This is a genomic window from Streptomyces olivochromogenes (genome assembly GCF_001514115.1).
Taxonomy (GTDB): Bacteria; Actinomycetota; Actinomycetes; order Streptomycetales; family Streptomycetaceae; genus Streptomyces; species Streptomyces olivochromogenes.
This window is the reverse complement of the sequence record NZ_KQ948494.1, coordinates 1-25240: the sequence shown is the minus strand read 5'-3', so window position 1 is coordinate 25240 and position 25240 is coordinate 1. Positions and strand designations below refer to the sequence as shown.

The window sequence follows — 25240 nt, the reverse complement described above, 5'->3', positions numbered from 1 at the left end:
CCGCGGGGTGGACGTCCCCCGGGCCATGGCCCACCCTCCCCTGCTCTCCTCAGGAGCTGCCATGAGCGTGCCCCGCCGTACCCTCCTGATCGCCGGAGGAACCGCCGCCACCCTGCTGCCTCTCGGAGGCGTCCTCCCCGCAGCACAGGCCGCCCCGAGCGCCGCCGGAGCGACGCCCGCCGCCACCCCGATTCCCGACCCCATCCCCGTCACCGGCACCTGGACCCGCACCTCCGACGGCGGCCAGAAGGCGACCGCCGTCCGTCGCGGGCCCGCCCTCGCCCTGTCCGAGCAGCAACTCGCGGCCAAGGGCACGTACGCGGCCCGCGTCACGACCCAATCCTCCTCCGCCGTAGGCGCGTTGGTGTTCCGGGCAGCCCTGGACGGCTCGACCGGATACGCGGTCGTCCTCGACCCCGGCCGCGCCCGCATACGGCTCTACGACCTGGCCGGCGGCGACACACTCGCCACCGCGCCGCTGCCGGGCGCGCGGACCGCAAGACCTTATGACCTCGAAGTGGCAGTCGACGGATCCGAGCTGACGGTGCATGTCGACGGCAAGCGGCTCCTCCACACCGAGGACCACCGCCACGACACCGGCTCGGTGGGCCTGCTCGCCCAGGGCGGCACGGTCACCTTCGGCCCGCCCTCCCTCTCCTCAGTCACCACCAACCTCACCGGCTGGACCACGAGCGGCGGCACCTGGACGGCGAGTCCGCTGGGCTGGCGCGCGGCCCCAACCCAGATAGCCACCGCCCGCGCCATCACCACGACTGAGACCTACGACACCGCGCTCCAGGCCGACCTGCTCCTGCACGACGCCTCCGCCATCGCCTCACTGCTGGTGCGCACCGACGCCACGGCCGCGCACGGCTACGGCGTCCAAGTCGACGCGGACCAGGGCACGCTGAGGCTCTACCGCATCGACGGCAACGTCACGCTCGGCACCTACGCGACCACCATCAAGGCCGACACGGTCTACCGCCTGCGCGTCGAAGCCGAACACGACGAACTGCGCGTGCACTGGCAGACCAACTTCCTCTCTCCCGACGGCTACAGCCCCGTCATCACCGCCCAGGACTCCACCCACACCAAAGGCCGACTCGCCGTCACGGCATCGGCCGGAGCGGTGTCCTTCGAGAACATCGCCGGGGCCGATCTCGCCACCGGCCGCCAGGGCTGGACGGCCCGCTCTGGCACCTGGACCCCCGACCTGCGCGGCATCCGCGGCGAGAACGGCCTGCGCACGGCCCCCTTCACCGACGGCGACCTGGTGGCGAGAGCCGACATCACACCGGGCGGCCCCTCCTCCTCTGCCGGTCTCGTCCTGCGCGCGTCCGCGAACGGTTCCGGCGGCTACGAAGCCCGCCTGGAAGCCGGCCGCAATGCCGTCGTCCTGCTGGACCGCTCCTCCGGCGCCCGCCTCGCCTCCGCCTCCGGCCCGGTCCGGCGCATCGCGTCTGGCGGCACCTATCGCGTCGAGGCCCGAGCGACGAACAGGACGATCGAGGTGTATCTGGACGGCGTACGGGCGCTCAAGACCCGCGTGTCCCGAACCACGGGCGCCACCGTCGGCACCGCGGCCGCGCACGGGGCGTCGTACTTTCAGAACGTCGAGATCCGCAGCACCGCCGACTACTTCACCGAGCCGTACCGCCCCACGTACCACTACTCCCAGCTCACCGGCTCCACCAGCGACCCCAACGGCCTGGTCTACTACGATGGCGAATACCACCTCTTCCACCAGGACCAGGGCCGCTGGGCGCACGCGGTCAGCACCGACCTCGTCCACTGGCAGGCCCTGCCGATCGCCCTGCCCTGGAACGCCTACGGCAACTGCTGGTCGGGCTCGGCGATCGTCGACGCCGACGACACCTCCGGCCTCTTCGACGGAGGCTCGGGCCTGATCGCGTACTACACCAGCTACCACCCGGACAAGCCGGGCGGAAACGCCAGCGTGCGCATCGCCTACAGCAAGGACAAGGGCCGCTCCTGGCAGTGGCACGGCGGCTCGACCCCGGCCGTGCAGAACCCGGGAGGCCCCGACGCCGGCTGGACCTTCCGCGACCCGAAGGTCATCCGTGACGAGGCTCACGACCAGTGGCTGATGGTCGTCTCCGGCGGCGACCACATCCGCTTCTTCACCTCCACCGACCTCCTCACCTGGACCCAGGTCAGCTCCTTCGGCTACGGCGACTGGGCCACGCCCGGCGTCTGGGAGTGCCCCGACTTCTTCCCGCTGCCGGTCGACGGCGACAAGGACAAGGTGAAGTGGGTCCTCACCCTGAGCACCGGTGCCGTACGCGCCACGAACGGCTCGGCCGCCCAGTACTTCACGGGTGAGTGGAACGGCACCGGTTTCACTCCCGACCAGAAGGCCGGCACGGTCCTGCGCGCCGACTCCGGCCGCGACTACTACGCCGCCATGTCCTTCTACGGTCTGCCCGACGACCGCCGCGTCTGGCTCGGCTGGATGAGCAACTGGGACTACCCGTTCAGCGCCCCGACCGGCGGCTGGAACGGCCGGCTGAGCACCCCCCGCGAACTGACCCTCACGGACACCGCCGACGGCGTACGCCTGGCGCAGCGCCCGGTCCCGGAGCTGGTCACGCTGCGCACGTCCACCACAACTCGCAAGGACCTCGCCGTCGGCCCCGACTCCGCGAACCCGCTCGCGGGCGTCACTGGCATCGCCTACGAGATCGAGGCCGAGATCACCCTCGGCACCGCCACGGAGATCGGCTTCCGGCTCCGGACCGACGACGACGAGCACACGACAGTCGGATTCGACGCCGAGGCGCAGGAACTGTTCGTGGACCGCTCGGCATCGGGTCTGAGCGACTTCACGCAGTACTTCGCGGGCCGCACTACCGTGCCGATGAAGACGACCGACGGCCGCGTGACCCTGCACGTGTACGTCGACTCGTCCTCGGTCGAGGCATTCGGCGCGGACGGCCGGGCCGCCGTGACCAGCCTGATCTTCCCCACGCCGGACGCCAGCGGCATGGCCTTCTACGCCAAGGGCGGCACCGCGCACATCGACTCGCTCAAGGTGCACAAGCTGGACAGCACCTTCCGCCTGGTGGATCGGGTGAAGCCGCTGGTGGCCGCCCCGACCGGCGGTGAATTCCGCTCGGACCTCGGCAAGTTGACGATCACCCCCGCCGGCCGCTGGTCGACGGACAGCGCGGGCCGCGCCGGAAGCTTCGACAAGGACTCCAACGCGATCTCGTCCCGCACGGCGGCGGACTTCGACCTCACCACCCTGGTCCGGCTCGGCGGCCCCGACCCGGACACAGGCGGCGCCCTCTCCCTCCTCTGGCGCGCCTCCTCCGACGGCACCGATGCCTACTGCCTCAACATCGACCCCGACCTACGCGTGATCCGCCTGGTCGCCAAGGCCAACGGCTTCTTCGACGACGGCGCCGCCCTCGCCCGCGTCCCGGCCCTGCTCCGCCGCGGCACGACCTACCCCGTCCGCATCCTCACCGAGGGCGACCGCATCCAGGTGTTCCTCAACGGTGAGCGGATCATCGACGTGACGGACACGACGTACACGAGCGGACACATCGGCCTCAACGTGTTCGGAGGGAGGGCGGCGTACCAGGACACCTACGCGAAGGAGCTGTGACCGCCGGAATCCCTCGCCAGGAGAGTTACTCCTCGTCCGGTTCATCACGCTCGGGCGGCTGGTCGTAGGCGCTCAGGAGCCCTTCGCATCGTGCGCGCCAGCGCAGCCGATCTCACTGCGAGGCCGCGCCGGAGCGCTCCGGTGTCTCGCTCACTCGTCCGACCCTCTCATGTCTCACGACAGCCCTTATGACGGGGGCTGTGAGGATGTGGGCCGGATCAGGTGAAAGACCTCTCGCGCGACGAAGCGTCTGAGGGACCGGACGATCCCGCGCCGCGTCTCGCCCTCGGCGATGCGACGCTCGTAGTACTGCCTGGTGCGGGGGTCGAAGCGCACCGGGTCTGCACCATGCGGTGCAGGGCGGCGTTGGCCTGCCGGTCGCCGCCGCGGTTGAGCCGGCGGTACTGCCGACTGCCCGAGGAACGCTCGACGGGGGCTGACCCCGCACAGCGCGGCGGAGGACGCCTCACTGCCAAGGCGTTCCGGGTCCGGGCCGATGCCCACCCCAGTGAGCAGCTGCGGGGCGTGGGCGTTCCGCGAGCCGGGCCAGGCGGCCTTCCAGGTCCTGGATCTGCTCGGTGAGCTGCCACCCGCCGTCATCTGATCGCGGGGCCTTCTGCGGCTGGGTGAGCTCCCGCCCGACCGGCCACGGCCCCGTATCCCGTCACCGCGGCAAACCGCTGGCGAACGCTCGACACCACCGGACTGAGGCCGTAACGGCGGCGGCACGTCCGGATACGAATCGCAATGCGAGGGAGCGGCGCACAGGAGCCAGGAGCAGGCTTGATAGCGGAGGTGGGTTGCCGTGGCGCACAACGAAGCGGCCGTCGAGGGTGCGGCAGTACTGGAAGCTCTGTTCCACCAGTCCCCCAGAGACTTGATGATCCTGGACACGAAGCTGCGGATCCTGCGGATCAACGGCGGCACGACGGCCGTGCACGCGCCTCCTGAACAGATGGTGGGCCGGCACCTCACCGACGTGTTCGACCTGTCCGCGCCCGGTGAGGTCGAGGCGATGCTGCACGACGTGCTGGAGAGCGGCACGCCCGCACGGGGACACCTGGTGGGGGTGCGTCCGAAGGGCGTGCCTGGGCCGGAGTACCAGTTCTCCGTCTCGGCGTCTCGTCTCGAGGACGCGCAAGGGAGGATCCTCGGGGTGCTGACGGAGGTACTCGACGTCACCGAAAACGAAAAGGTACGCGCCCGGCTGCGCGTCCTCGGCTCGGTGCGGGTGCGCGTGGGACAGACCCTCGACGTGGTGGTCACCTGCGAGGAACTGGTGCAGACGATGGTGCCGGACTTCGCCGACATCGCCGTGGTGGAGGTGGTGGACGCGGTCGTGCGTGGCGAGGAACCTCCGCCGAGTCCTCTCGCATCGGAGGTGCCGCTGCGCCGTGCCGCCTTCGGCCGCAGTGGCGGCGAGGAGCAGGTTCAGGCACATCCGGTGGGTGACGTGCGCGCTCTGCCGTTTCCGACGCCTTACGCGCAGACGCTCGCCGACCTCCAGCCCCGCCTCGTCGCTCTGGGCCCCGAAACGCCCTGGCTGGCCGCCGTCCCGCCGCGCGCCGCGGCGATCCGCGCCTCCGGTGCCCACAGCCTGATCACCACACCCCTGACCCTGCGGGGAACCGTGCTGGGACTCATGAGTCTGTACCGCACCGACCCGGGCGACGTGTACGACGAGGGCGACGTCACCCTCGCCGTCGCAGTGGCGGCTCACACCGCGCTGTGCATCGACAACGCACGCCGTTACACCCGCGAACACACCATCGCCCTGACCATCCAGCGCCACCTGCTGATTCCCCAGCCTGCGACGCGGACGACCATGGAAACCGCGCACCTGCACGTTCCCTCCGAGACGGGCGGAGGCGGCGGGTTCGACACCTTCGCGCTGTCCGGCGCCCGCACCGCACTGGTGGTCGGCGAAGTAGCCGGCCAGGGCATCCACGCGGCCACCACCCTGGGACAGATACGGACCGCCACGCACTCCCTGGCCGCGCTCGACCTGGAGCCCGACGAGCTCCTCGCCCGCCTCAACGACACCGCCGTCAACCTGGTCCAGGAACGCGCGGCTCTGCCCCCCGGCGACCCCATGCCGCTCGCGGGAAGCTGCGCGTACGCGGTCTACGACCCGCTCGCCGAGACCTGCACCATCGCCCTGGCCGGCCACCCCCCACCCGTGATCGCCCATCCCGACGGGAGCACCGAGGTCCCCCTCCTGCCGAGCGGACGTCCCCTGGGGAGTACCGAAGGACCCCCCTTCGCCGCCACGACTGTTCCCGTCACCGACGGCACTGTCCTCGCCTTCTACACCCCGTCCCTGCTGAACAGCTCCCGGTCCCCGGACGTCCTGCAACGGGTGCTGGCCCACGCTGACCGGCCACTGCAGGAGCTGTGTGATGACGTGCTCTACCGGCTACGCGACGACACCCGCCACGGCGACGTCATCCTCCTCCTCGCCCGCACCCGCCGATTCCCCGCCGACCAGGTCGCCTCATGGCATCTCGACCACCATCCCCAAGCTGTTGCCGCGGCGCGCACCCACGCCCAACACCAGCTCACCCATTGGGGAGTGGATGAGGAGACCGCCTACACCACCGAAATGATCGTCAGTGAACTGGTGACCAACGCCATCCGCTACGGCACCCCGCCTGTGCGCTTGCGGCTCATCAAGGACTGCACGCTCACCTGCGAAGTCCACGACAACAACGCTCTCGCACCGCGGCTTCGCCACGCGAAGACCATCGACGAAGGCGGGCGCGGCCTGTTCATCATCGCCCAACTCGCACAGAACTGGGGCGTCCGTTACTCCCACGATGGCAAGACCGTCTGGGCCGAGCAGCTCCCGCGCGCAACCCCGCCCCGTCCCCAACAGCGGTCACCGTGACACCGGGGTCGGCCGGGCCGTCGCCGGTCGGCCGAGCTCCAGCCGCTCGGCTGGTCTCGCCGAAGACGCCGACGCACGAACATGGACACCGCCCCGCCGCCGGCCAGGGCATTCGCCCGGACTCAGCGACGGGGCCGACGCCGCCGCCTCAGCCGGGGTACTCCGCCACGGCGTCGCCGAGGTCGCGTTCGACGTCACCCAGTGTCTGGAGGCCCCGGTTCGCGAGGTAGTCCAGGCGCTCCCGGCTTTCGGGCAGTGCGACCAGCCCGAGGAACATGGCCGAGTCGGAGCGGACGTTCGCCGGGTGCGGCAGCGTGAGGTCGTTGATCGCGCGCTTCGCGGCCTTGACCCCCGCGGGCGGGAAGCCGGCGATGCGCTTGGCCAGGCGCTCGACGAAGCCGTCCAGCTCGGCGTCGGGCAGGGCGCGGTTGATCCAGCCGTAGCGCTCTGCGAGATCGGCGCCGTAGCGCTCTGCGAGATCGGCGTCGAAGTCGTCGGCGCCGGTGATGGCTTCGATGGCGCGTGTTCTGCCAAGCCGCCGGGTCAGGTGCTGTATGCCGCCGGCGCCGGGCAGGGCGCCGGTGCCGGACTCGAACTGCCCGAAGACCGCGTTCTCGCGCGCGGCGAAGATCATGTCGCAGGCCAGGGCGAGTTCGTCGCCGCCGCCACGGGCCCTGCCGCGCACCTTGGCGATGGTGATCACCGGGACGTGCGCCAGCCTGTGCAGGAACATGCCGAGCGAGGCGTCACCAGGGCCGCCGGCCTTCGCAGCCTCCGCGGTGTACTGCGGGATCGCCGTGAGGTCCACGTGCGCCGAGAAGAATTCGGGTGAGGCGCTGTCGATGACGACGACCCGCACGTCACCGGGGTCGCTGTACAGCGTGTCGACGAGCGAGACCAGGTCACGGACGAGGTCGACACCGATGAGGTTGAGGGGGCCGACATCGAGGGTGGCGAACAGGACACCAGCGTCCTCCCGGGTCCGAATCGACGAGTAGGCGACGCTCATGATCTTTCCTTCGGGTGAGGGGGAGGAAGAGAGACGGGAACGGCCAGAGGTTCTGCTGGAACCGCTCCCGGGCCGTGCGGGGTGCGTCGCGAACCGCGCGTGGTCCGGCTCGAAGCGCCCGCCTTCCAACAGCCCGAGGCGCTTGGGCTGCGGCGCCCGCTGGTTGGCACTCAGCAGCAGATCCACGCCAATGGTGCCGTGCTGCGCGGCGACGAGCATCGGCAGAGGGGGCCGACCTGCCCGGTCCACTGTTCAGAGGGTCGCTACGTCCTCCAGCTTCCACCCTGGTGGAGCAGGTCGGTATGCGGGGGCGGACTCCGGGACCGCGGCGTAGAAGTAGAAGCGGCGCGTTGAAGCGGTGCGTTCGTGTGTCAGGCGAGGTGCTCACGGAACCAGGCGCAGGCGGCGCCGCAGGTTCGTAGGCGGCGAGCCCGAGGTCGGTCACGGTGACCGCGTCGCCCAGGGCGACCACCATGAGCAGCGGTGTGTGCGAGACCCGCGTGATCCAGATCCCGGGCTCGTACATGCGCGCGGCGCGGGTTGAACGGACTGTGACCTTGTTCTCCCACGCGCCGTCGGGCGTGGGCTGCGGTGAGAAGTCGATGGCCTGCCGTGACCGGTAGGAGGCGGCCACCGCCGGATCGCTGCTGACGATGGCCACGGTGTTGCGGAGCCTCGCCCCGGAACCTGGCCCGCTCGTCCTGCGCGAAGGACTCCTCGAGGCCCGCCACGGCCTCCGGTGCCAAGCGGCGCAGGCCCTGCTCGTACCCGCTGATGGTCGGCACCTGGGAGACCACAGCCCTGCCGATCACCCGCTGGCCGCAGAGCCGAGCGTCGCGGTGGACGAACTGGAGGACGACACGTGCTTGTTCGTCGACGGCGGCTGCGCGCGCTTCGTCCGCCAGGCGTACCAGCGGGCCGGCGCGCCCTTCCGTCCGACGCACCGGGTGAGCGAGCTGCCCACTCTGGTGACCATGGTGCGGGCGGGTGTGGGGGTGTCGGTCGTTCCGGCGCTGGTGCGGGCCATGCTGACGCTTGAAGCCGTCTTTGTCCCGCTGCGGCCCCAGCTCACCCGCGCCCTGGTCCTCACCGGCGCCCCTGCCCATCCCTGGCCCCCCCGCCGCCGTAGCTGTACTGCAGGCGTCTGCACCTGAGGGAATCTGAGGGACTCCGCTGCTCGGCTCCGGTCGCGTTAGGCGTCAGGTGAGCAGGTCTATTTTCTGCCCGATGTCATGCTGTTCTGCCTGCTGGTAGGCGATCCACGCCAACGCGAGGTCTTGCCAGGGAAGTCCTACAGGCGCGTAGACGGAGCGGGCCGTCGCACTGGTACGTCCCGGATGGTCACCGTGCAGAACCTCGCCGAGTGTGGCCTCGGCAGCCGAGGCCGGAAGGCCGGCAGCCGCCAGAGCGCCCATGGCCGCGGCGAGTTCCCGGTCGTCGACGACCAGGAGTGCAGATTCCAGCAAGTCGGCGGAGAGTTCCTGTTTGCCTGGTTCGTCGGCTCCCAGGCTCGTGACGTGCTGCCCCGGCCGCGTATCCGCCAGCCGGAGCAACGGCGAGCGTGACCAGGTGGCGACCAGCACGATGTCTGCTGCCGCGGCGACCTCCGTGGCAGACGTCAGGAGACGGCCGCCATGGCGTGCGGCGAAGGCGCCGGCGCGGTCCCCATCCCGGTCGTGAACCACAAGCTCGCGACGGCGTCGCAGGGTACTCAGGCCCCGCACCATGAGCTCGGCCTGCGCGCCTGCGCCGATCACTCCGAGCACCGAGCCTTCGGCAGGTGCGGGGCCGGCCAGCAGATGGGTTCCCAGGGCCGCGGCCAGTCCGGTGCGCCATGCGGTGACGGTGGCGGAATCCATCAGCGCGAGTAGCTCACCGTCGTGACCGCTGTGAAGGCAGATCACTCCGCGCAGGGCTGGTCTGGCTCCCGGGAATTTGGCGTTGGCCTTCACCGTGTACGCCTCGATGCCAGGCAGCACACCAGGGATCAAGGCCGTAGCCGTTCCGGGAAACGGAAGGTCGGTGCGTATCCGTTGGCCGACTACCGGGGAGTCGACGGCGGCGCGGAAGCCGTCGCGCAGCGCGGCGATGCAAGGCGCCGGCTCCAGCACGGTCTGCAGGTCGCTTCGGGTCAGCAGACGGGTCACTCGTTCATGATCTTTCCAGGTAGCGGGCGGACGGCCGACGGCGGCCAGGACGCCCTCCACGGCCACATCGCGGCGTTGCCGTCAATCATCATCGACGCTGCAGCACCAACCGAAGAGCCCCCGGCGTGAAGCCGTACCGACGCCTTCCGAGCACGGCAACGGTGATCGCGCAGACGACGAGAACAACGGCGACGGCCATCATGGCGTGGCTGAGTCCGGTGCTGAACGCCACCTTCGTGTGACTTGACGCATGGTGTCCGGCCGCGACCATGGTGCCCAGCGCGGCGACGCCGAGGGTGCTGCCGATCTGCCGGAACGCATTGTGAGTCGCGGATGCGGCCCCACTGTGGCGCGCAGCCACGCTGGAGACCGCCATGTTGCTCATCGGCGAACTCATCAGACCGGCACCGACACCAAAGAGGGCGAGGCTGCACACCACGCCAACGACCCCGCCTGCCGACAGCAGAGCCAGCAACAAGGATCCCGTCGCGGCCACGAGAAGCCCGGCGACGGTGAGTGATGTCGTGGTGAACCGGGCGGACAGCACCCCGCTGACCGGGCCGACCAACGCCATGACGATCGTCATCGGCAGGAACGTCAGCCCCGCTTCCAGCGTCGAGAAATTCCTGTACTGCTGCAAGTAGACGCTGCAGAAATAGAGGATTCCGAACAGTGCGAAGAAATAGGCCAGACCGGCTGTGTTCGCGCCGACGAAACCGCGGCTGCGCCATAGTTCCAGCGGCATGAGCGGCAAGCGGCCGCGGCCGATCGCAGCGCGCTGCGTGAGGACGAACGCGGCGGTGGCCGACGCCGCGAGAGCGAAGGCGCCGACGATGAAGGGCGAGTTCCAGCCCAGGGTCGCGGACTCGATAAGACCGAACACGAGCGCCGCCAGCGCCAGCACCGACAACGCCGCCCCCGCAAAGTCAGGCGTCGGCGCATGGGCGGGCCGGCCGTAGCGGGCGCGGGAGATGACGCGGAAGCCGAGCACGAGAGTGACCGCGCCGAGGACAGCACTCACCATGAAGCCGCCGCGCCAGCTGCCCACGTCGATGACCACGCCACCTACCACGGGACCGGCGGCGAGCCCGAGGCTGGCCATACCGGCCCAGATCCCGACCGCACGCGCCCGGCGCGTCTGGTCCGTGTATTCGGTCACCAGGATCGACAGGGTCTGGGGCGTCATCACCGCCACGCCGATGGCCTGGACCGTACGAGCGGCGAGCAGGACACCGAGGGTCGGCGCTGCGGCACAGGCTGCCGAGCCGGCGGTGAACACCGCAACCCCGCTCAGGAAGGTCATCCGCTTGCCGATCAGCTCACCGAGCGCGCCGCCGGCCAGGAGCAGCGCGGCGTTGCAGAGCGTGAAGAGGGCGGCAACCCATTGCAGACCGGTCTCGGAGACGTGAAGTGCCCCGCGAATGTTGGGCAGCATCACGTTGACCACTGTCGCGTTGAACATCGACAGCAGCAGGCCGAGACACATGGCAGTCAACAGAGCCGCCGAACCGGACGGCCGGTGTTCGTCGTTTCCCAGCCTCGGGACCTCCCCTGAACGGCCTCTGGACAGCAGACCATCACCTACGAGCTCCGTCATTGTTCACACCTCCAGTCCAGGCAGCCCCCGAACATCCCAGGCCGGTACTCGTCGGCCGCAGCAAAAGGCCGACCATTCATGGTTTCATAATGCAACCAGCATAGAGGTACCATACACGTGACATGCGTCGACAAGGCCCATACGCAGCCACGCTCAAGCCGCATGGTTTAATAATGAAACCAATGGCGGCCGGGAAGGAGGACGCAGATGCGCAAGACGGATCTCAGCGGGGCTTCCTGCCCCATCGCCCGCTCACTGAGTGACATCGGCGACTGGTGGTCACTGCTCATCGTCCGTGACGCCCTGTCCGGCATGACCCGGTTCAGCGAGTTCCAGCGCAGCCTCGGCTGTGCCAGGAACATCCTCAGCGCCCGCCTCGCCAAGCTCGTCGAACGCGATGTCCTCACCGTCGCTCCGGCATCCGACGGCAGCGCCTACACCGAATACCGGCTGACCGAGAAGGGGAAGACGCTGCGGGTACCCCTCGTCGCGCTGCGCCAGTGGGGCGAGGACCACCTGTTCGACGCGGCCGAAGAACGCCTCAGCCTCGTCGACAAGCGCGACGGCCTGCCCGTGGCCCGCCTCGAACTGCGCGCCCACGACGGCCGCACACTGAGCCCCGACGACGTCGAAACCCGCAACCGCAGCGACGCCCGTACATGACTTCCCCGACGAGACCGACGACGCCACACCACGTGAGCGGTTGCTGAGAGTCTTCGAGGCGCAGCGTCTCTCCTGCGAGGCTCCCAAGTCCTCGGACGGCTTGGTGAACATCGCCAACGACTTCCGCGACCCGTCGCACCCCGAGGCGCGGCAGGCACGCTTCCACCAGGACCAGCTGTACGGCTACGTGTGCCGCCAGGCCGAACGCGCCGCAGCACGTGAGCCGGAGGCACTCGCGGAGCAGCTCGTCATGCTGTACACCGGGGCGGCCGATCACGTCCTGCGCACCCGCCGCTACCCGGACTCCGTGGACAAAGCGGTCGACGTCCTGCTGGCCACGCACGGCATCCACTGAAGCAGACCCGCCTCCCCAGCGGCGGGTTGCCGGCCGCATCCGCATGAACACCCGATCACAGCCGGTCGACGCCGACAGGAGGGACAACCATGACCCGTTTGACCCATCAACTTGCCCTGCCCGCCTTCACCACCCGCAACCGCGTGTTCATGGCACCCCTGACCCGCATGCGCGCCGCCCAGCCCGGCGACATCCCCACCGACCTCATGCGCGAGTACTACACCCAGCGCGCCGGCGCGGGCCTGATCGTCACGGAAGGCACCCAGATCAGCCCCGAAGGCAAGGGCTACCACGCCACCCCGGGTATCTACTCCGATGACCAGGTCGCTGGCTGGCGCCGCATCACCGAAGCCGTCCACGAGGCTGGCGGCAGAATCGCCCTCCAGCTCTGGCATGTCGGCCGCATCACCCACCCCGCCGTCCACGGCGGCGAGCCGGGCGTCTCCGCCAGCGCCCTGCCGTTCAAGGGCACCACAAGGATCCAAGGCCCCGACGGCAACCTCATGTCCGTCGAGGCCCCCACCCCGCGCGCCCTGGCCGCCGACGAACTGCCCCGCGTCCTCGACGACTACCGCCGGGCGACCCTCAACGCCCGCGCCGCCGGCTTCGACATGGTCGAGATCCACGGCGCCAACGGATACCTTCTCCAGCAGTTCATGTCCACCAGCACCAACCACCGCGACGACCAGTACGGCGGCAGCCTCGTCAACCGCGCTCGTTTCCCCCTGGAGGTCGTCGACACCGTTGTGGACGCCTGGGATCCGGCCCACGTCGGCATGCGCATCTCCCCCATGATCAAGGTCGGTGGCCTCGACGACAGCGACGGCCTGGAAATGGGCCTGCACATCGCCGGTGAACTCAACCGGCGCGAACTGGGCTACCTCCACCTGTGCGAGCCCGACTGGGTCGGCGGCCCGGAACTCGACGACGACTTCCGCATCAAACTCCGCGAGGCGTTCGACGGCGTCATCATCGCCGCCGGCAACTACACCCCCGACAAGAGCACCCGCATCCTGCGCGCAGGCTGGGCCGACGCCATCGCATTCGGACGCCTCTTCATCGCCAACCCCGACCTGCCACACCGCCTCGCCGACGGCTCCCCACTCAACGAACTGCGGCCCGAGGTCATCTCCGGCGGCGACGCCACCGGATACACCGACTACCCCTCCCTGACCGGCTGACCGGAGCCCAAGGAAGTGGTCCCCGCGCAGGCGCGGATGTTCCACCTGAGTGCACTCCTGAGTCGTCCCGAACGCCGTGTTCCCGCACGGGTCTTCCAACGAAGATCGGCCGACTTCGCAGCGCAGGGCCAGCAAACAGTACAAGAGGCGAAGGACCGACCAGGGCTGACAGTTGTGGCACCGACAGATGGGCATGCGAGGCGCCCGCTACACCCTGGACGCCGGGTATCACGAGCGATCACAGGCGTGTCACCAACCCCGCGGACGCCCTCACGTCACAAGGTCCTGACCTACACTTACGCGCCCACCTCGGACCAACTGGACACCCCTGGACGGTTTCTACGACATGTGCCATGTGGTACCGCACACGCAGGCGCTTCCATAAGGCGTCGCCCTTCCAGCTGCCCTCAGCTCCTCCCGCGCTCACGAAGCCGCGGGACAGGAAAGATCCGGACCATATGCGGACCAACCGAGCCGCAAAGGCCCCCTCTTACACCATTACCGCAGCTCAGGGGCTCGCAAGCGCTGTACCACCAGCAGACCAAGAACCTGTCGGCAGTCTCCGAAGCAAGGCCCTTGGCGCGCGGACAAGGGAAACATGCTGATCAGGGTGCCTACCGCAGGCGTGGTGGTCGCGTGCGGTCGCACGCTGAGGATGTCAGGTCCTTCTCCGCCTCCTGGAGGCGATCGTCATGCGTACCAACGTCGGCCGCGGCCGTGTCTACCGTCGCTGTGGCTGCCGGGACACCCACCGTCACCAGATCGGTGCTTGCCGCCCTCATCTGCTCGCCGACAGCACCCACGGGACCTGGACCTTCGCCGTCGACGTCCCCACCCCGGACCACCCGCAGGTCGACGGTACGCCGGGGCGGTTTCGCCAGTCAGGATGTGGCCGAAGAAAGCTTGCGACGGTTTCTTGAGGGTGAGGTCGGCGGGTTCGACGCGGACCCGAACCAGACCGTCGCTGACTACCTGAACGCGTGGCTGACGGCGAAGGCGCTCGTACTGAAGCCGACGACGATGGCCCGCTACCGCGACTACGTCCGCAACGACCTCGTCCCGGCGTTCGGCACCCTCAAGCTCGACCAGCTCGCCCACCGGCACATCTCGGCCTTCGTCACCAGTCAGCTCGCCGCCTGCCGCGGCCGCACCACCCTCTACCGGTGCCTCGCCGCCCTCTCCAGCGCGCTCGGTGACGCCGTCCGCCGGCACCGCCTCCCGCGCAACCCGGTTTCTCCGGTACTCCTGCGCCGGCCGCCGTCGCCGGAGCGCCGGATCTGGACCGCAGAGGAGGCCGCCCGCTTCCTCACCCACTGTCACCGAGCCGATCCCGAGATGGCCGATCTGTTCGACGTCCTCAGCGGCACCGGCATGCGCAAGGGCGAGGCCCTCGGACTGCACTGGGACGACGTCCACCTCGACCAAGGCGTGCTCTACGTGCGCTGCACGCTCTCCGCCATAGACAACAACCATCTCGTCATCACCACGCCAAAGACCCGGTCGAGCAGAGGCTGGGTCGCCATCTCACCCCGCGTCGCCACCGCCCTCCGCCGCCAGGCACGATCAGCTCACCGAACCCGCGGACGGCGTCGGTGTTGAAGCTCAGGCCGGTCTCCTTGATGGCGTGGTTGACCTCCACCTGCCAGTCGGTCAGGTACGCGTGGCCGTCGCCGAGGGCGGTGTCGGTGTAGGCGAGGATCGTGTCGGTCACCGCGACGCCGTGCGGGCCGAACCCGGCTCGAACGGCTTTCGCGCCGGTGCCGGCCTTCGGGCGGGGCGGCAGCTCGTTGCCGTCGGCCAGAGCCTTCTGCCCGGCTGGGGTGAGGTTCCAGATCGGATGCTTGCCGTCCTTGCCGTTGGTCTCCGCCAGCCCGAGCTCCGCCAGTTTCTTCATCACCCTGCGCACGTACGACCGGCCGTTCGACTCCTCTTTCGTGATCACCTCAGCCATCTGCCGGGGACTCTTGGGCGGGTGTGTCCAGCAGGTGGGCGGTGTTGAGTTCGGTGAGGGCGAGTCGGATGAGGGTGGTGTCGGCTGTCGGGTGGGTGTGGGTGGCGGCCTCGGTGAGGTCGGTCAGGGTGCGGGTGCCGTCGGCGAGGTGGAAGACGGTGGCGCTCAGCGGGCTGAGGAGGTGTCCTTGTTCGGTGTGTTCGTCGTAGACGGCCAGGCGGCCGTCGGTGGTTTTCTTGGCGCGCAGTCCCTCACGGCGGGCCCGGGGGTTGTTCATCGGGGGGCTCCTCCGAGCGCGGGTACGTCGATTCCGGTGAAGGTGTGGGAGGCGAACTGGTCACGCAGGTCTTCCGCCACCAGCTCGATCTGGTTGGTCTGGGCGGCGATGACCGGGACGGTGCGGTAGAGGTCGGGCCGGTCCCAGCGGGCGAGGTACTGGTCGATGGCGGTGTGGCGGTGGATCCAGGCGGTCATGCCCTCGATGGTGTCGGGCAGTTCGTCGAGGAGGTGGGTGAAGGCGCTGCGGTGGTAGGCGATGGCGTGGGTGGTGGTGATGCCGGTGACGTTTTCGAGGTGGCGGCAGCCCTCGGTCTGAGGGAAGGTCCGGCCCCAGTCGGCCCCGCCGAGGTAGAGCAGTGACCAGGTTCGGCCGGTGAGTTCGGTCATGGCGCGGCGCAGTACCCAGGTGGTGCCGGGGAGGAAGAGGACGTCGTCTTCCAGGACGAGCAGGGAGTCGAGGTTGTCGGTGTGGGCCTGCTTGAGGGCCTGGCGGTGCGAGAGTGCGCAGCCGATGTGGTGGTTGGCCGGTGTGGCGACGGCGGGCAGGCGGTGGATGCGTTCGGGCCGCAGGCCCAGCGCGCTCAGGCGTCCTTGCATGGCCTTCCAGCGGTCGGGGCGTTCGTCGAGGTTGATGCAGGTGATGCCGTCGAAAGGGGTGAAGGGGTTGCGTTTTTCGGCCTCGTAGTCGGCGACGGCCTGGCGGACGGCTTTTTCCCCGATGAGGGTGGAGAAGTGGGCGATGGCCTCGTGGGGGCTTTGGCCGAGTTCGTCGTATCCGATGAGGTAGTTGAACAGGCTCTGGTACCAGGTCGAGGCGGCGGCCCTTTTCGTGCGGGGGACGTTGAAGCGGTGCATCCAGCGCAGGGCGGGCAGGCAGAGGGTGGTGTGGCCGGCGCGGCGGAACTTCTCGTGCAGGTGGCCTTCCTCGCCTCCGTGGCCGGCGAGGGCAGGGTTGAGTCCGGGCCATGCTTTGGTGCGGCAGGCGAACAGGCCCAGGCCCTGCATGCCGATCTCGAAGGGCGGCGCGCCGGGGTGGGTGCCGCGTGGGTCAGTGCCCCACACGCCGTACATCCCGCGGTGCCAGCGGGGCTCCCAGTGGGTGGAGACCGTGCGTTGGTCGGTGGACACCAGCGGTCCCTGGATCAGGTCGCCGCTGTCGGGGTGGGTGTCGATGTAGTCCAGCAGAGCGGCGAGTGCCCCCGGGGCCAGCTGGACGTGGGAGTCCACACACATAACCCAGTCCGAGGTGGCCTCGCGGAAGATCCGGTCGCGGGCGGCGGTGCCGGCTCGGCGGTCGTAGGGGACGTAGCGCAGCTGTGGGACTTCCTGCTCCAGCCGCTTGAGCGCCCAGGCGTGCGGGCCGGCGGGGTGGTTGTCGACCACCAGGATGCTGACCCGGTCCATCACCTCGGCGTGGTGGAGCAGCAGACTGGTGACGGTGAAGTACACGCCGTCGTAGTCGTCATACGTTGCCATCCCCACCGTGAGGGTGCGGGGCTCCTGGACGGGTCCCGGTTGGGGGCGTAACCGGAAGCGGTCACCGGTGGCGGCCACCAGCTCCCGCAAAGCCGCCAGACCCGCCTCGTCCGGCGCGCCGGGCCCCGCGCCGGGGGTTTCCTTCGGGGTCATGACTACCTCTCTCAGTCAGTGCCCGTTCGGCAGCCGGGCGGTTTTCCGCGGGGAGTGCCTCTGGGCCGGCGAAGGGATGCGACTGCGTTCCGGCACGGGTACGCCATACGGCTGCCGCGGCCGGTCGACCACTCGGTGGCCGACCGGTCCGCAACCCGATGGCGTGCCGATCAGTGCCACGCCGCGAATAGGCGGATCACTGGGAGCGCTCTGTCAGTTTCCGCAGGCGCTCGACCTCGGCGGTGAGCTCATCGACACGCCGGCTCAGAGCCTGGATACAGACCAGGGCCACGCCGTTGGCGTCGACGAGGTTGATGGTCGTGTCGTCGGGGTTGAAGCCAAAGGCGTCGTGCCAGTCCTGGGCCATCGGCCCGAGGTGGCGCACCTGGTCCGGCTCCCACAGGTACCGCCAGGTGCTGATCGGCAGCGCCTCCACCGTCTTGAGCACCTGGTAGCCGTTGACCGCGTCGCCCGGGGCCACCTCGGCGCCCTCGTCGGCGGTGTGCTCCAGGACAGCCGGGGCGGCTGTCCTGGACCGCCGGGACAGCCGCACTCACCGGCTCCAGTCGACCGGGACGACAGCGCACTTGAGCCGGCGGTCACTGGGCGGCGTGGTGCCGCAGTCCGTGCCGATCGTGATCGCCGCGTGCGCCGTGGCCGTGGTGTGGACGCCGTCACCGACCAGGACGGCGTCGTAGCCGCTCAGCAGTTCCTGGATGGTGCCGGGGCCGAAGTTCTCCGAAGAGACGATGCCGGCGATGCCGTTGTTGTTCGTGTACGCCTGGCCCAGCAGGCGGCCACCGGAGGTGTAGAACCGGACCAGCGCACCGACCAGCGGCCGCCCCGACACGACATCGGTGGCGCTCGCGGTGATGTTCTCCAACTGCAACGAGGTCAGGTTCAGCGTGCCCTGACTCGCGCTCAAGGCCGCGGGCGCCAGGCTGGGGCAGTCGTGGTCGCCGCAGATAGGCGGCTGCGCCATCGCGGGCGTGGCCGACGCGACGATGGTTCCCAGCGACAGCGTGCTCACTGCGACGGCCGCGAGTTGAGCGACCCTGTTGTTTGCGAGCTTCATGTTTCCCTTCCAGGGCAACTAGTGGCGGCATATTCGCGGGCGCCATCTCACCCGAACCGCCCACCACCCGAATCCGTCAAACAAGGCAAACCGGTGCACTGATCGCACCTTCCACTCCAATGAGTGAACGCCACACCCGCAGCTGCTTTCGACTCCCGACGATCCGTCGCACAACCGGGCATCCCTGGCAGTGGGCGCACCCCGCACCTCGCCGCATGTGAGTGCTGCCGCTTGTGACGGCACCGAGCCACTCGCCCCGGCCACCGGCCCAGACAACACGGTCTGTTTCGCGCTCCCCGGAGTTGGCATTCACACACCGTGACCCGCCCGGGATGCAGACGCAAGGTAGCCTCCCCCCGCTCGGCCCGCCCGCCGCGGCCACGAGCGCACTGAACCTCAGCTACGCCTCGGCCCGCGGAACCAACGCCTCCTCCCATGCCCCATGACTGTGCCCGCGCGCCCCGAACCACGCAGTACTGCTGCGAGGTTGTCGCGACTGTGCAGGATGTGGGGGTGGTCGGGGCCGAGGACGCGTTCGCGGGTGCTGAGGACGTGTTGGTGGTGGTCTGCTGCTTCTTGGTGGTGGCCGAGGTGGTCGAGCGCGAGGCCGAGGTTGCTGCGGCTGGTCAAGGTGCTGGGGTGGTCGGGGCCAAGGATGCGTTCGTAGGCGCTGAGGACGTGTTGGTGGTGGTCTGCTGCTTCTCGGTGCCGGCCGAGGTCATCGAGCGCGAGCGCGAGGTTGTTTCGGCTGTTCAGGGTGTGAGGGTGGACGGGTCCGAGGACGTGTTCGTAGCCGGAGAGAGCCCGTTGGTGAAGGTCTGCTGCTTCTTGGTGGTGGCCGAGGTAGCCGAGCGCGAGGCCGAGGTTGTTGCGGCTGTGCAGGGTGGGAATCTGATCCGGGCCGAGGACGCGTTCGCGGGCAGTGAGGATGTGTCGGTGGTGGTCTGCTGCCTCTTGGTGTCGGCCGAGGTGGTCCAGCGCGTTGGCCAGGTTGTTGCGGCTGAGCAGGGTGTCGGGGTGGTCGGCGCCGAGGACGCGTTCGCGGGTGGTGAGGATCTGCTGGTGGAGGTCGGCTGCTTCCTGGTGCCGGCCGAAGAGGTCGAGCGCATCGGCGAGGTGGTGGCGGCTGTTCAGGGCTTCGGGATGGTCGGGACCGAAGGAGCGGGCGGTTATCGAGTGCGCTGCCTGCTGCAGCTGTAGCGCACTGCCGTAGTCGCCCGCTTTCGTGAGGGACTGGCTGATGCGTTCGACGGCATCGGCGAGGTGGCGGTTGTGCTGGTTGGTGGTGTGCGTTGCGGCGCTGAGGAGGTGAGGGGCCAGGAGGCGGGCCGTGTCCCAGTCCGCGATCCTGGCACCCATCACCCCTTGAGTTGCCTGGATCAGGCGGCCGGTGAGGGCCTGCTGGTAGCGGTTCGGCTCGGTGGATTCGGTGGTGTGGGTGTGAGCGGTGATCTCGCGGACCAGGGGATGCAGGACGACCTGCCCGAGGACGGGTTGGCCGCCTTGACGTGTGGGCGTGTCGACGAGTCCGTACGTGTGCAGGCCGTTGAGTGCGGCCTCCACCTCAACCTCGCCGGTCTGTTGCCTGGTGGCCTCGGTGACCATTTCCGGGGTGAGGAGGGAGACGGGGATGGGGGCCGGTGCCGGAAGGGACAGCAGCCGCAGTGCCGGCCGTGCTAGTGGGTTTCCGTCGGTGGCAAGTTGGTCCAGTGACAGCTCCCAGGTGTGGCGGACCAGGGCCTGTCCGACGGCCGGGTCGCTCGCCCGAGGTTGCGAGGCGCCGAGCAGCGTGCCCAACTGTGTGTCGAGGGCGGTGGTATAGGCGGTGAAGGTGCGGTGGCGGCTGCCGGGTGCGGCCAGGTAGCGGCCGACGTCATGGAGGGCGAGCGGCAGGCCGCCCAGCCGGTCCGCGAGTCTCCGTGCTTCTTGGGCGGTTCCGGCGTGGGGGGCCGCGTCGCAGAGGACCTGGCCGCCGGCTGCGGGCTCCAGCGGGGCGACGTGGCGGAGGACGGCCTGGGTGCCCCACACCGCGGGGTCGGTGTTGCGGCTGGTGACCAGCAGCAGGCCCCTGCTGCTCGGCCGGATCCACCCGCGGTAGGACGCCATGTCCTCGCCGTCAGGACCAACGGCCTGCGGGGTGTCGACGTTGTCGAGGACCAGGAGCCACTTGGCGGTCTGCTCCAGCTGCTCCCACACCACATCGGGCAGCCCGGCCCGACCCGACCGGGCCTCCTCGAGCCGGGCTTCGGGAAGGCCGCAGGCCAGCGCGGTGCGGGTCATCTGCTCGGCTAGCTCCTCGGTGCTGCGCCAGCGGATCCAGAACACACCCCGGCCCTCCGCGCGGGCGACATCGGCCAGGGCAGAGGCCAATGTGGTCTTGCCGATCCCGCCCACCCCGCACACCACGGCGTACTTCCCCTGCGGACGGGCCAGCAGCCGCCTCAACACCTCGAGTTCGCCATCGCGGCCCCGGAGTGGCCCGGAACCGTTGGGTGCCCGCAGAGACGTCATGCCGCCGAGGACCCGCCTCAGCGGCACCAACCTCACCGGTCCACCACCCACCACGGAGTCGATGGCGTCCAGACGGCGGCTGACCAGCCCCAACACCAGCGCGGCCACGGCCAGCGCACCGAAGTTCGAAACGGCTGTGACCTGCTAGGACGGGTTGCACAGGCGATCGGAGGCAGTCAGAGGAAACGCTCTGATTCGACCCCGATTCGACCGGGGCCGATCAGAGCCGGTCAGAGACAATCGCCCTCTGTTCCCGGCTCTGAGCGGCCCAGGTCGGGCGGTGTGGATCACGGGTGGGCGACTCTGGCGAGCGCTCTGATTCGTCTCCGGTCGTGCCTTGATGGGGATGCCTGCCTCCACTCGGAACCAGAGATGCGAAGGCCACCAGGACCGCAATCCTGGGGACTCCGCTGGCGCCGATTGGAGGTCGGTCCGGACACCACCCGTGGTTTTGGCGGGCCTGGGCGGCGTCCACGTCCTTGCGAGACGACCCCACCGTGCCAGACAGCACCCACCAGCCACACCCTCCTCTCACACGCGGCCCACTGGTCCTCCCCCAGCTCCCCGCGGCCGCGGCCGACCTCGTCCTGCTCGGGGACCTCACCGGCCGCTACGCGACGGGCAGCTACAGCAGGCTGGCTCCGACGGCCGCGAGGACCGCCAGGGCGCGGCCGAGCACGGGCACCGGGTCACCGCGGCCATCGCCTGCCACGCGGCCCGCGCCGGCGGCACCGCCGACCAGCTGACGCGGCTGCTGCTGCACCCCGAGCACGAGGGCGGCCGTCACGCCCGGCACATCGCGCTGCGCTCCGGACAGGCACGCGCCCTGGACTACATCCGCCGGGTGTGGGCCAGCGCCTCGGCAGCGGTCGGCAGCACCAGGGTGCTGGAGTCGCGCCACCACGCGCACGAGGTTCTCGCCGCGCTGCGCGACCGCATGGAGACAGCGCCCTGGCGGGGGGAGCGCGGGCGGACCGCGCTGCGGGTGCTGCGGGCGCACCTGAACTTCGCCGAGATCGCGGGCCGGCCCCTGCACCACGCCAGCAAGCGGCAGACCGCCGAGGAGGCAGGCATCTCCCGCACGACCCTGCGGATCGGATCGTCTACGACACCGTCCTCAAACCGTGCGGATGGCTGCGCCGCCTGCGGGCCGGCCACGGCCGGGAGGGCTCCACCTGGTACCTCGACACCGGCAGCGCCCACCGTCCGGGCATCCCCGCTCCGCAGTCTCGTTTCCGAACCACTCAGTACCCCCCCGACCCGGCACCTGAGGAGTGGCCCACCCCTGAGACAGCCACGGCCGACAACGATTGCACCGTCATCGCCCGCCTGATGGGCCACGACGCCTTCGCCCACCACGGCCTCGGCAGCTCCGCCCTCGTGATTATCGGCGCGCTGCACATCCGGCCCACCCAGACGGTCGGTGAGCTTGTCGGTACGGCATCGGTGTCCCGTGCCACCGTCTACCGGACGTTGCGACGCCTGGCCGGCCACGGTCTGGTGCACCACCGCGGAGAGACCTGGGCCCTGGCTCCCCGCACGCTGGAGGGCCTCGGTAACAGCCCTCTGGACGCTGTTACCGGCCCGGACGCACGGCCCGCACAGGGCTGGGACGAAGTCCGCCCGCCGACACGGCACGACGGGCGTCGCGGGCCGCCGCAGGGCCCAGCACGCGGCCGAACGCGCGGCGTACCGGGAGGCGCTGGACCGGCTCGCGGAACACCGCAGCCAGGCCGTGGTGCTCGTCCGCGACGGGGACCAGGTCCTGATCCCGGCACCACGCGCCGATGAGATCCCGGCCGCGTGGCACTCCCCCGACGGGTCCGTCCTCGACCCGGCCACCGGCCGCCCCGCCGCCGACTGGCGCCTCGCCACCGACGGCCGGTTGATCCTCATCACCCCCACTGACCAGCTCAGTTACGACGAGCTGGCAGCCGCCCATGCCCAAGCCCTCAGTGAATGGGAGTCCGCCGCATGAACCCACCATCACCACCTGACGGTGCCGAAAACGGAGCCGTCACCGCTCCGGCGCTCCGTGAGCAGTACGAGTCCGGGGCCACCGTCGCCGAACTCGTCACTGCGAGCGGGCTGTCGTACGGCACGGTCATCAACCGCCTGCGCGAGGCCGGGACCGTCATGCGCAGCTCATGGCAGACACGCCGGATGCGCGACGGGAAGGCCCGCCGCAACCTCGCCACCCGCCTGCGCCGCCTCTACGAGCAGCACGGCGCGACGTTCACCGAGCTGGCCCAGGCGGGTGCCGGGACGCGGCGCGCCGCGCGGCGGCTGCTGATCGAGGCCGGGGGCATGCCCCGCACCACGCAGCAGACACTCCGCATCCGCACCGCAGCGGATGCCACAGCGCGCCAGAAGCTCGCGGTATCCCTGCGCGGGCGGTACGAGTCGGGCGCTTCGGTGCCGGAGCTGGCCAAGGAGTGCAACTACTCGGTCGCGACCGTCTACCGGCTCCTGCACCAGGCAGGCACCCGGATGCGGCCTCAGCACCGGCACGGTCCCGCGCGCACGTCCAGGACACGGTCGTGGCCGGCCCAAGCCGGCCCCTCGCTGGTCTGGCCGCGCGTGCCGGTGATCTGCCGGCGCCGCCGCGGTGTCATCCCGGGTGCAGCCGCACGGCACGCGCCCCGCCCGGGCCGCTGCGCATGTGCGCCGCCACCGACCGCACCGGACAACACCCCTCTACTTTCTGGAGATCGAACACACGTGAACGAGTTCACCCGTCACAAGACCCTGGCCGCCGCGGCAGTCGACGCCTGGGACGCCTTCGTGATCGACGTCGCCATGCTCAAGGGCGGCACCGGCAAGACCACCTCCGCCTGGTTCATCGCCCTCTACTACGCCGTCGTCCTTGGACTGCCGACCCTGCTCCTGGACGCCGACGCGACCAGTCAGTCCGCCTACGACTGGTTCAAGGTCGCCAAGGCCGAGGGCTTCGAGATCCCGGACAACCTGGTGGTCGAGCGGTACCCGTTCGACGACATCGCCGAGTACATCCGCGCCAAGCGTGCCGAGTTCGGCGCCATCGTGGTCGACGCCGGCGGCGGCAGCGCGAAGCTGTTCCACGAGGCCGTCACCGAGGCGAACCGGCTGATCGTCCCGGTCGCCCCCACCAAGATCGAGCGCCGCAAGCTCGTCGCCACCTTCGACGAGGCCGAGCGCGCCGCCGCCCGCAACGAACGCGACGTCACCGCCCACGTGGTGCTGGTGAAGGCCGACGACCGCACCAGCCTGCCTCGCACCGCCAAGGACAGGCTGCTCCAGCCCGCCCAGGGCGAGGGCATCGGCCCGGACCACGACGAGCCGTTCCCGCTCGCCGAGACCGTCATCCACTCGTGGGTGCACTACATGGAGGCCTTCGGCGAGATCCCGACCGAACTGAGCGAGTATGCCGCGCTCATGAAGGAGCTCAACGCATGACCGACAACGACGAAAGGATGAAGCCCCCCACCCGCCGTCGCCCGGCCGGCGGTCGCGTCCTCGGCGGGGCTGCCAAGACCGCGAGCGCGCCTCCGCCGCCCGCCGAGCTCACCCGCGAGCAGATCGCGGCCGAACAGGCAGCCGAGCAGACCCCGAGCGCTGCCCTCGCCGAGACCGAAGCGCACCCCGCGGCCGCCGCCGCTCCTCACGAGCGGCTGACGCCGACGCGGACCAAGTCTTCTGCCACGCCTTCCACCTCCCCGGCGCCGCCCCCGCCGTCGGCCGGGTCGGTCGTCGACGACGCTCCGGCTTCTCACAAACAGTCAGCACAGGTCTACACCGAGTCCTCGCCTGCAGTTCAGCCCGTACCAGCCGTGGCCCGGCAGCAGACTCAGAAGGCCACGGACGGCGCTCCGCCGCCGGAAGCCGCGCCTCCCGTGGGTCCGGCGCAGGGTGCCGAGGTGGCCGTGCGCCAGGCAGTTGTGCCGACGGCAAACAACGTGGCGTTCCCGGTGAGGGCCGGAGCGCCCGGTCACCAGTACGAGCAGCACGCCGGCTCGGACGCGGCGCCCGGTGGCACAACGCCCTGGACTCAAGGGTCAGGGCGCCCTCAGGACATCCCGGAGGCTGCCGTGGTCCTCAACCAGCGCATCATCACGCGCGAGAGCCTCGACTCCTCGGTTCCCGCCGCGCTGAAGCTGAAGAAGCGGATCAAACGCTTCGCCCTGGACAACGAACTCGACCACCTGCCCCTCGGCGACATCATCTCGGTCGCCCTGGACGAATGGCTCACCACCCGCGGGTTCTGACCCGCCTACAGCACACACAGGGGTGGCCGCCACCGCGCAGCAGGTGCGGCCACCCCTCCCGCCGACTATTCCAATAGCCCA

21 protein-coding genes are annotated in these 25240 nt (G+C 69.9%); 10 read left to right on the top strand and 11 right to left on the bottom strand.

The genetic code is table 11. From position 1 onward, the window contains the following. The first annotated feature begins 61 nt into the window (after positions 1–61). Positions 62–3631: a glycoside hydrolase family 32 protein gene (locus tag AQJ27_RS49565; protein WP_067385368.1), complete on the top strand. Its 3570-nt coding sequence runs from the start codon at positions 62–64 to the stop codon at positions 3629–3631. A gap of 218 nt (positions 3632–3849) precedes the next feature. On the opposite strand, the gene AQJ27_RS59940 is transcribed toward AQJ27_RS49565, so the two are convergent. After that, positions 3850–4101: a transposase gene (locus tag AQJ27_RS59940; protein WP_235614012.1), complete on the bottom strand. Its 252-nt coding sequence runs from the start codon at positions 4099–4101 to the stop codon at positions 3850–3852. A 335-nt stretch (positions 4102–4436) separates the two neighbouring features. On the opposite strand from AQJ27_RS59940, the gene AQJ27_RS49560 reads away from it, so the two are divergent. Next, positions 4437–6518, top strand: a complete 2082-nt coding sequence (locus AQJ27_RS49560) for a SpoIIE family protein phosphatase (RefSeq protein WP_067385366.1) — start codon at positions 4437–4439, stop codon at positions 6516–6518. Positions 6519–6666: 148 nt separating this feature from the next. Here the strand turns inward: AQJ27_RS49560 and AQJ27_RS49555 are convergent, their stop codons facing one another. Continuing rightward, positions 6667–7527, bottom strand: coding sequence for an enoyl-CoA hydratase/isomerase family protein (locus AQJ27_RS49555; RefSeq protein WP_067385393.1), 861 nt, complete (start codon positions 7525–7527; stop codon positions 6667–6669). Between the two features lie 653 nt (positions 7528–8180). Here AQJ27_RS49555 and AQJ27_RS49550 point away from each other — a divergent pair. Next, entirely contained in the window at positions 8181–8681 is a 501-nt protein-coding gene (locus tag AQJ27_RS49550) for a LysR substrate-binding domain-containing protein (RefSeq protein ID WP_067385365.1), read from the top strand. A 45-nt stretch (positions 8682–8726) separates the two neighbouring features. Here the strand turns inward: AQJ27_RS49550 and AQJ27_RS49545 are convergent, their stop codons facing one another. Then, positions 8727–9674 carry an ornithine cyclodeaminase family protein gene (locus tag AQJ27_RS49545; protein ID WP_067385363.1) on the bottom strand — a complete coding sequence of 316 codons (948 nt, stop codon included), beginning with the start codon at positions 9672–9674 and terminating at the stop codon, positions 8727–8729. A gap of 88 nt (positions 9675–9762) precedes the next feature. Beyond that, positions 9763–11271: an MFS transporter gene (locus AQJ27_RS49540; RefSeq protein WP_079065911.1), complete on the bottom strand. Its 1509-nt coding sequence runs from the start codon at positions 11269–11271 to the stop codon at positions 9763–9765. A 207-nt stretch (positions 11272–11478) separates the two neighbouring features. Here AQJ27_RS49540 and AQJ27_RS49535 point away from each other — a divergent pair, with 207 nt between their 5' ends. The 4 genes from AQJ27_RS49535 to AQJ27_RS49520 all read left to right on the top strand — a co-directional run bounded on the left by AQJ27_RS49535 (position 11479) and on the right by AQJ27_RS49520 (position 15069). After that, the gene (locus tag AQJ27_RS49535; protein WP_067385358.1) at positions 11479–11934 is read left to right on the top strand and encodes a winged helix-turn-helix transcriptional regulator; all 456 of its coding nucleotides are present in this window, start codon (positions 11479–11481) and stop codon (positions 11932–11934) included. Positions 11935–11974: 40 nt separating this feature from the next. Further along, complete coding sequence (locus tag AQJ27_RS49530) at positions 11975–12289, top strand: hypothetical protein (protein WP_067385357.1); 315 nt, start codon at positions 11975–11977, stop codon at positions 12287–12289. Positions 12290–12378: 89 nt separating this feature from the next. Further along, complete coding sequence (locus tag AQJ27_RS49525; protein WP_067385356.1) at positions 12379–13470, top strand: alkene reductase; 1092 nt, start codon at positions 12379–12381, stop codon at positions 13468–13470. A 903-nt stretch (positions 13471–14373) separates the two neighbouring features. After that, a complete protein-coding gene (locus AQJ27_RS49520) occupies positions 14374–15069 on the top strand; it encodes a site-specific integrase (RefSeq protein ID WP_235614013.1) in 696 nt (231 codons plus the stop codon). On the opposite strand, the gene AQJ27_RS49515 is transcribed toward AQJ27_RS49520, so the two are convergent. From AQJ27_RS49515 to AQJ27_RS59935, 7 genes are all read right to left on the bottom strand, one after another. Continuing rightward, entirely contained in the window at positions 14951–15421 is a 471-nt protein-coding gene (locus AQJ27_RS49515; protein WP_067385355.1) for a replication-relaxation family protein, read from the bottom strand. The genes AQJ27_RS49520 and AQJ27_RS49515 overlap by 119 nt on opposite strands. Beyond that, the gene (locus AQJ27_RS49510) at positions 15414–15698 is read right to left on the bottom strand and encodes a hypothetical protein (protein ID WP_067385353.1); all 285 of its coding nucleotides are present in this window, start codon (positions 15696–15698) and stop codon (positions 15414–15416) included. Before AQJ27_RS49510 ends, AQJ27_RS49515 begins: the two co-directional genes overlap by 8 nt. Beyond that, a complete protein-coding gene (locus tag AQJ27_RS49505; RefSeq protein ID WP_067385351.1) occupies positions 15695–17329 on the bottom strand; it encodes a glycosyltransferase in 1635 nt (544 codons plus the stop codon). The genes AQJ27_RS49510 and AQJ27_RS49505 overlap by 4 nt, the downstream gene beginning before the upstream one ends. Before the next feature lie 196 nt (positions 17330–17525). After that, a complete protein-coding gene (locus AQJ27_RS49500; protein ID WP_067385349.1) occupies positions 17526–17882 on the bottom strand; it encodes a tail fiber domain-containing protein in 357 nt (118 codons plus the stop codon). Further along, positions 17883–18404: a hypothetical protein gene (locus tag AQJ27_RS49495; protein ID WP_067385348.1), complete on the bottom strand. Its 522-nt coding sequence runs from the start codon at positions 18402–18404 to the stop codon at positions 17883–17885. Positions 18405–18800: 396 nt separating this feature from the next. Continuing rightward, on the bottom strand, positions 18801–21023 hold the full coding sequence (locus tag AQJ27_RS49490) for a tetratricopeptide repeat protein (protein WP_067385347.1): 2223 nt from the start codon (positions 21021–21023) through the stop codon (positions 18801–18803). Between the two features lie 517 nt (positions 21024–21540). After that, positions 21541–21702: a hypothetical protein gene (locus tag AQJ27_RS59935; protein ID WP_235614014.1), complete on the bottom strand. Its 162-nt coding sequence runs from the start codon at positions 21700–21702 to the stop codon at positions 21541–21543. A 666-nt stretch (positions 21703–22368) separates the two neighbouring features. Between AQJ27_RS59935 and AQJ27_RS59930 the strand changes: the two genes are divergently transcribed. From AQJ27_RS59930 to AQJ27_RS49470, 3 genes are read left to right on the top strand one after another with little or no spacing between them, the layout of a single operon-like run. Then, complete coding sequence (locus AQJ27_RS59930; protein ID WP_235614015.1) at positions 22369–22893, top strand: hypothetical protein; 525 nt, start codon at positions 22369–22371, stop codon at positions 22891–22893. Beyond that, positions 22890–24350: a helix-turn-helix domain-containing protein gene (locus tag AQJ27_RS59925; RefSeq protein WP_235614016.1), complete on the top strand. Its 1461-nt coding sequence runs from the start codon at positions 22890–22892 to the stop codon at positions 24348–24350. Before AQJ27_RS59930 ends, AQJ27_RS59925 begins: the two co-directional genes overlap by 4 nt. Next, entirely contained in the window at positions 24347–25159 is an 813-nt protein-coding gene (locus tag AQJ27_RS49470; protein WP_067385345.1) for a hypothetical protein, read from the top strand. Before AQJ27_RS59925 ends, AQJ27_RS49470 begins: the two co-directional genes overlap by 4 nt. Positions 25160–25240 lie beyond the last annotated feature (81 nt).

Excerpts from the sequence above, each read along its gene's own strand:
- AQJ27_RS49565 (WP_067385368.1), top strand. The coding sequence starts at position 62 with ATGAGCGTGCCCCGCCGTACCCTCCTGATCGCCGGAGGAACCGCCGCC.
- AQJ27_RS49555 (WP_067385393.1), bottom strand. The coding sequence starts at position 7,527 with ATGAGCGTCGCCTACTCGTCGATTCGGACCCGGGAGGACGCTGGTGTC.
- AQJ27_RS49550 (WP_067385365.1), top strand. The coding sequence starts at position 8,181 with ATGGCCACGGTGTTGCGGAGCCTCGCCCCGGAACCTGGCCCGCTCGTC.
- AQJ27_RS49540 (WP_079065911.1), bottom strand. The coding sequence starts at position 11,271 with ATGACGGAGCTCGTAGGTGATGGTCTGCTGTCCAGAGGCCGTTCAGGG.
- AQJ27_RS49535 (WP_067385358.1), top strand. The coding sequence starts at position 11,479 with ATGCGCAAGACGGATCTCAGCGGGGCTTCCTGCCCCATCGCCCGCTCA.
- AQJ27_RS49525 (WP_067385356.1), top strand. The coding sequence starts at position 12,379 with ATGACCCGTTTGACCCATCAACTTGCCCTGCCCGCCTTCACCACCCGC.
- AQJ27_RS49515 (WP_067385355.1), bottom strand. The coding sequence starts at position 15,421 with ATGGCTGAGGTGATCACGAAAGAGGAGTCGAACGGCCGGTCGTACGTG.
- AQJ27_RS49510 (WP_067385353.1), bottom strand. The coding sequence starts at position 15,698 with ATGAACAACCCCCGGGCCCGCCGTGAGGGACTGCGCGCCAAGAAAACC.
- AQJ27_RS49505 (WP_067385351.1), bottom strand. The coding sequence starts at position 17,329 with ATGACCCCGAAGGAAACCCCCGGCGCGGGGCCCGGCGCGCCGGACGAG.
- AQJ27_RS49495 (WP_067385348.1), bottom strand. The coding sequence starts at position 18,404 with ATGAAGCTCGCAAACAACAGGGTCGCTCAACTCGCGGCCGTCGCAGTG.
- AQJ27_RS59925 (WP_235614016.1), top strand. The coding sequence starts at position 22,890 with ATGAACCCACCATCACCACCTGACGGTGCCGAAAACGGAGCCGTCACC.
- AQJ27_RS49470 (WP_067385345.1), top strand. The coding sequence starts at position 24,347 with ATGACCGACAACGACGAAAGGATGAAGCCCCCCACCCGCCGTCGCCCG.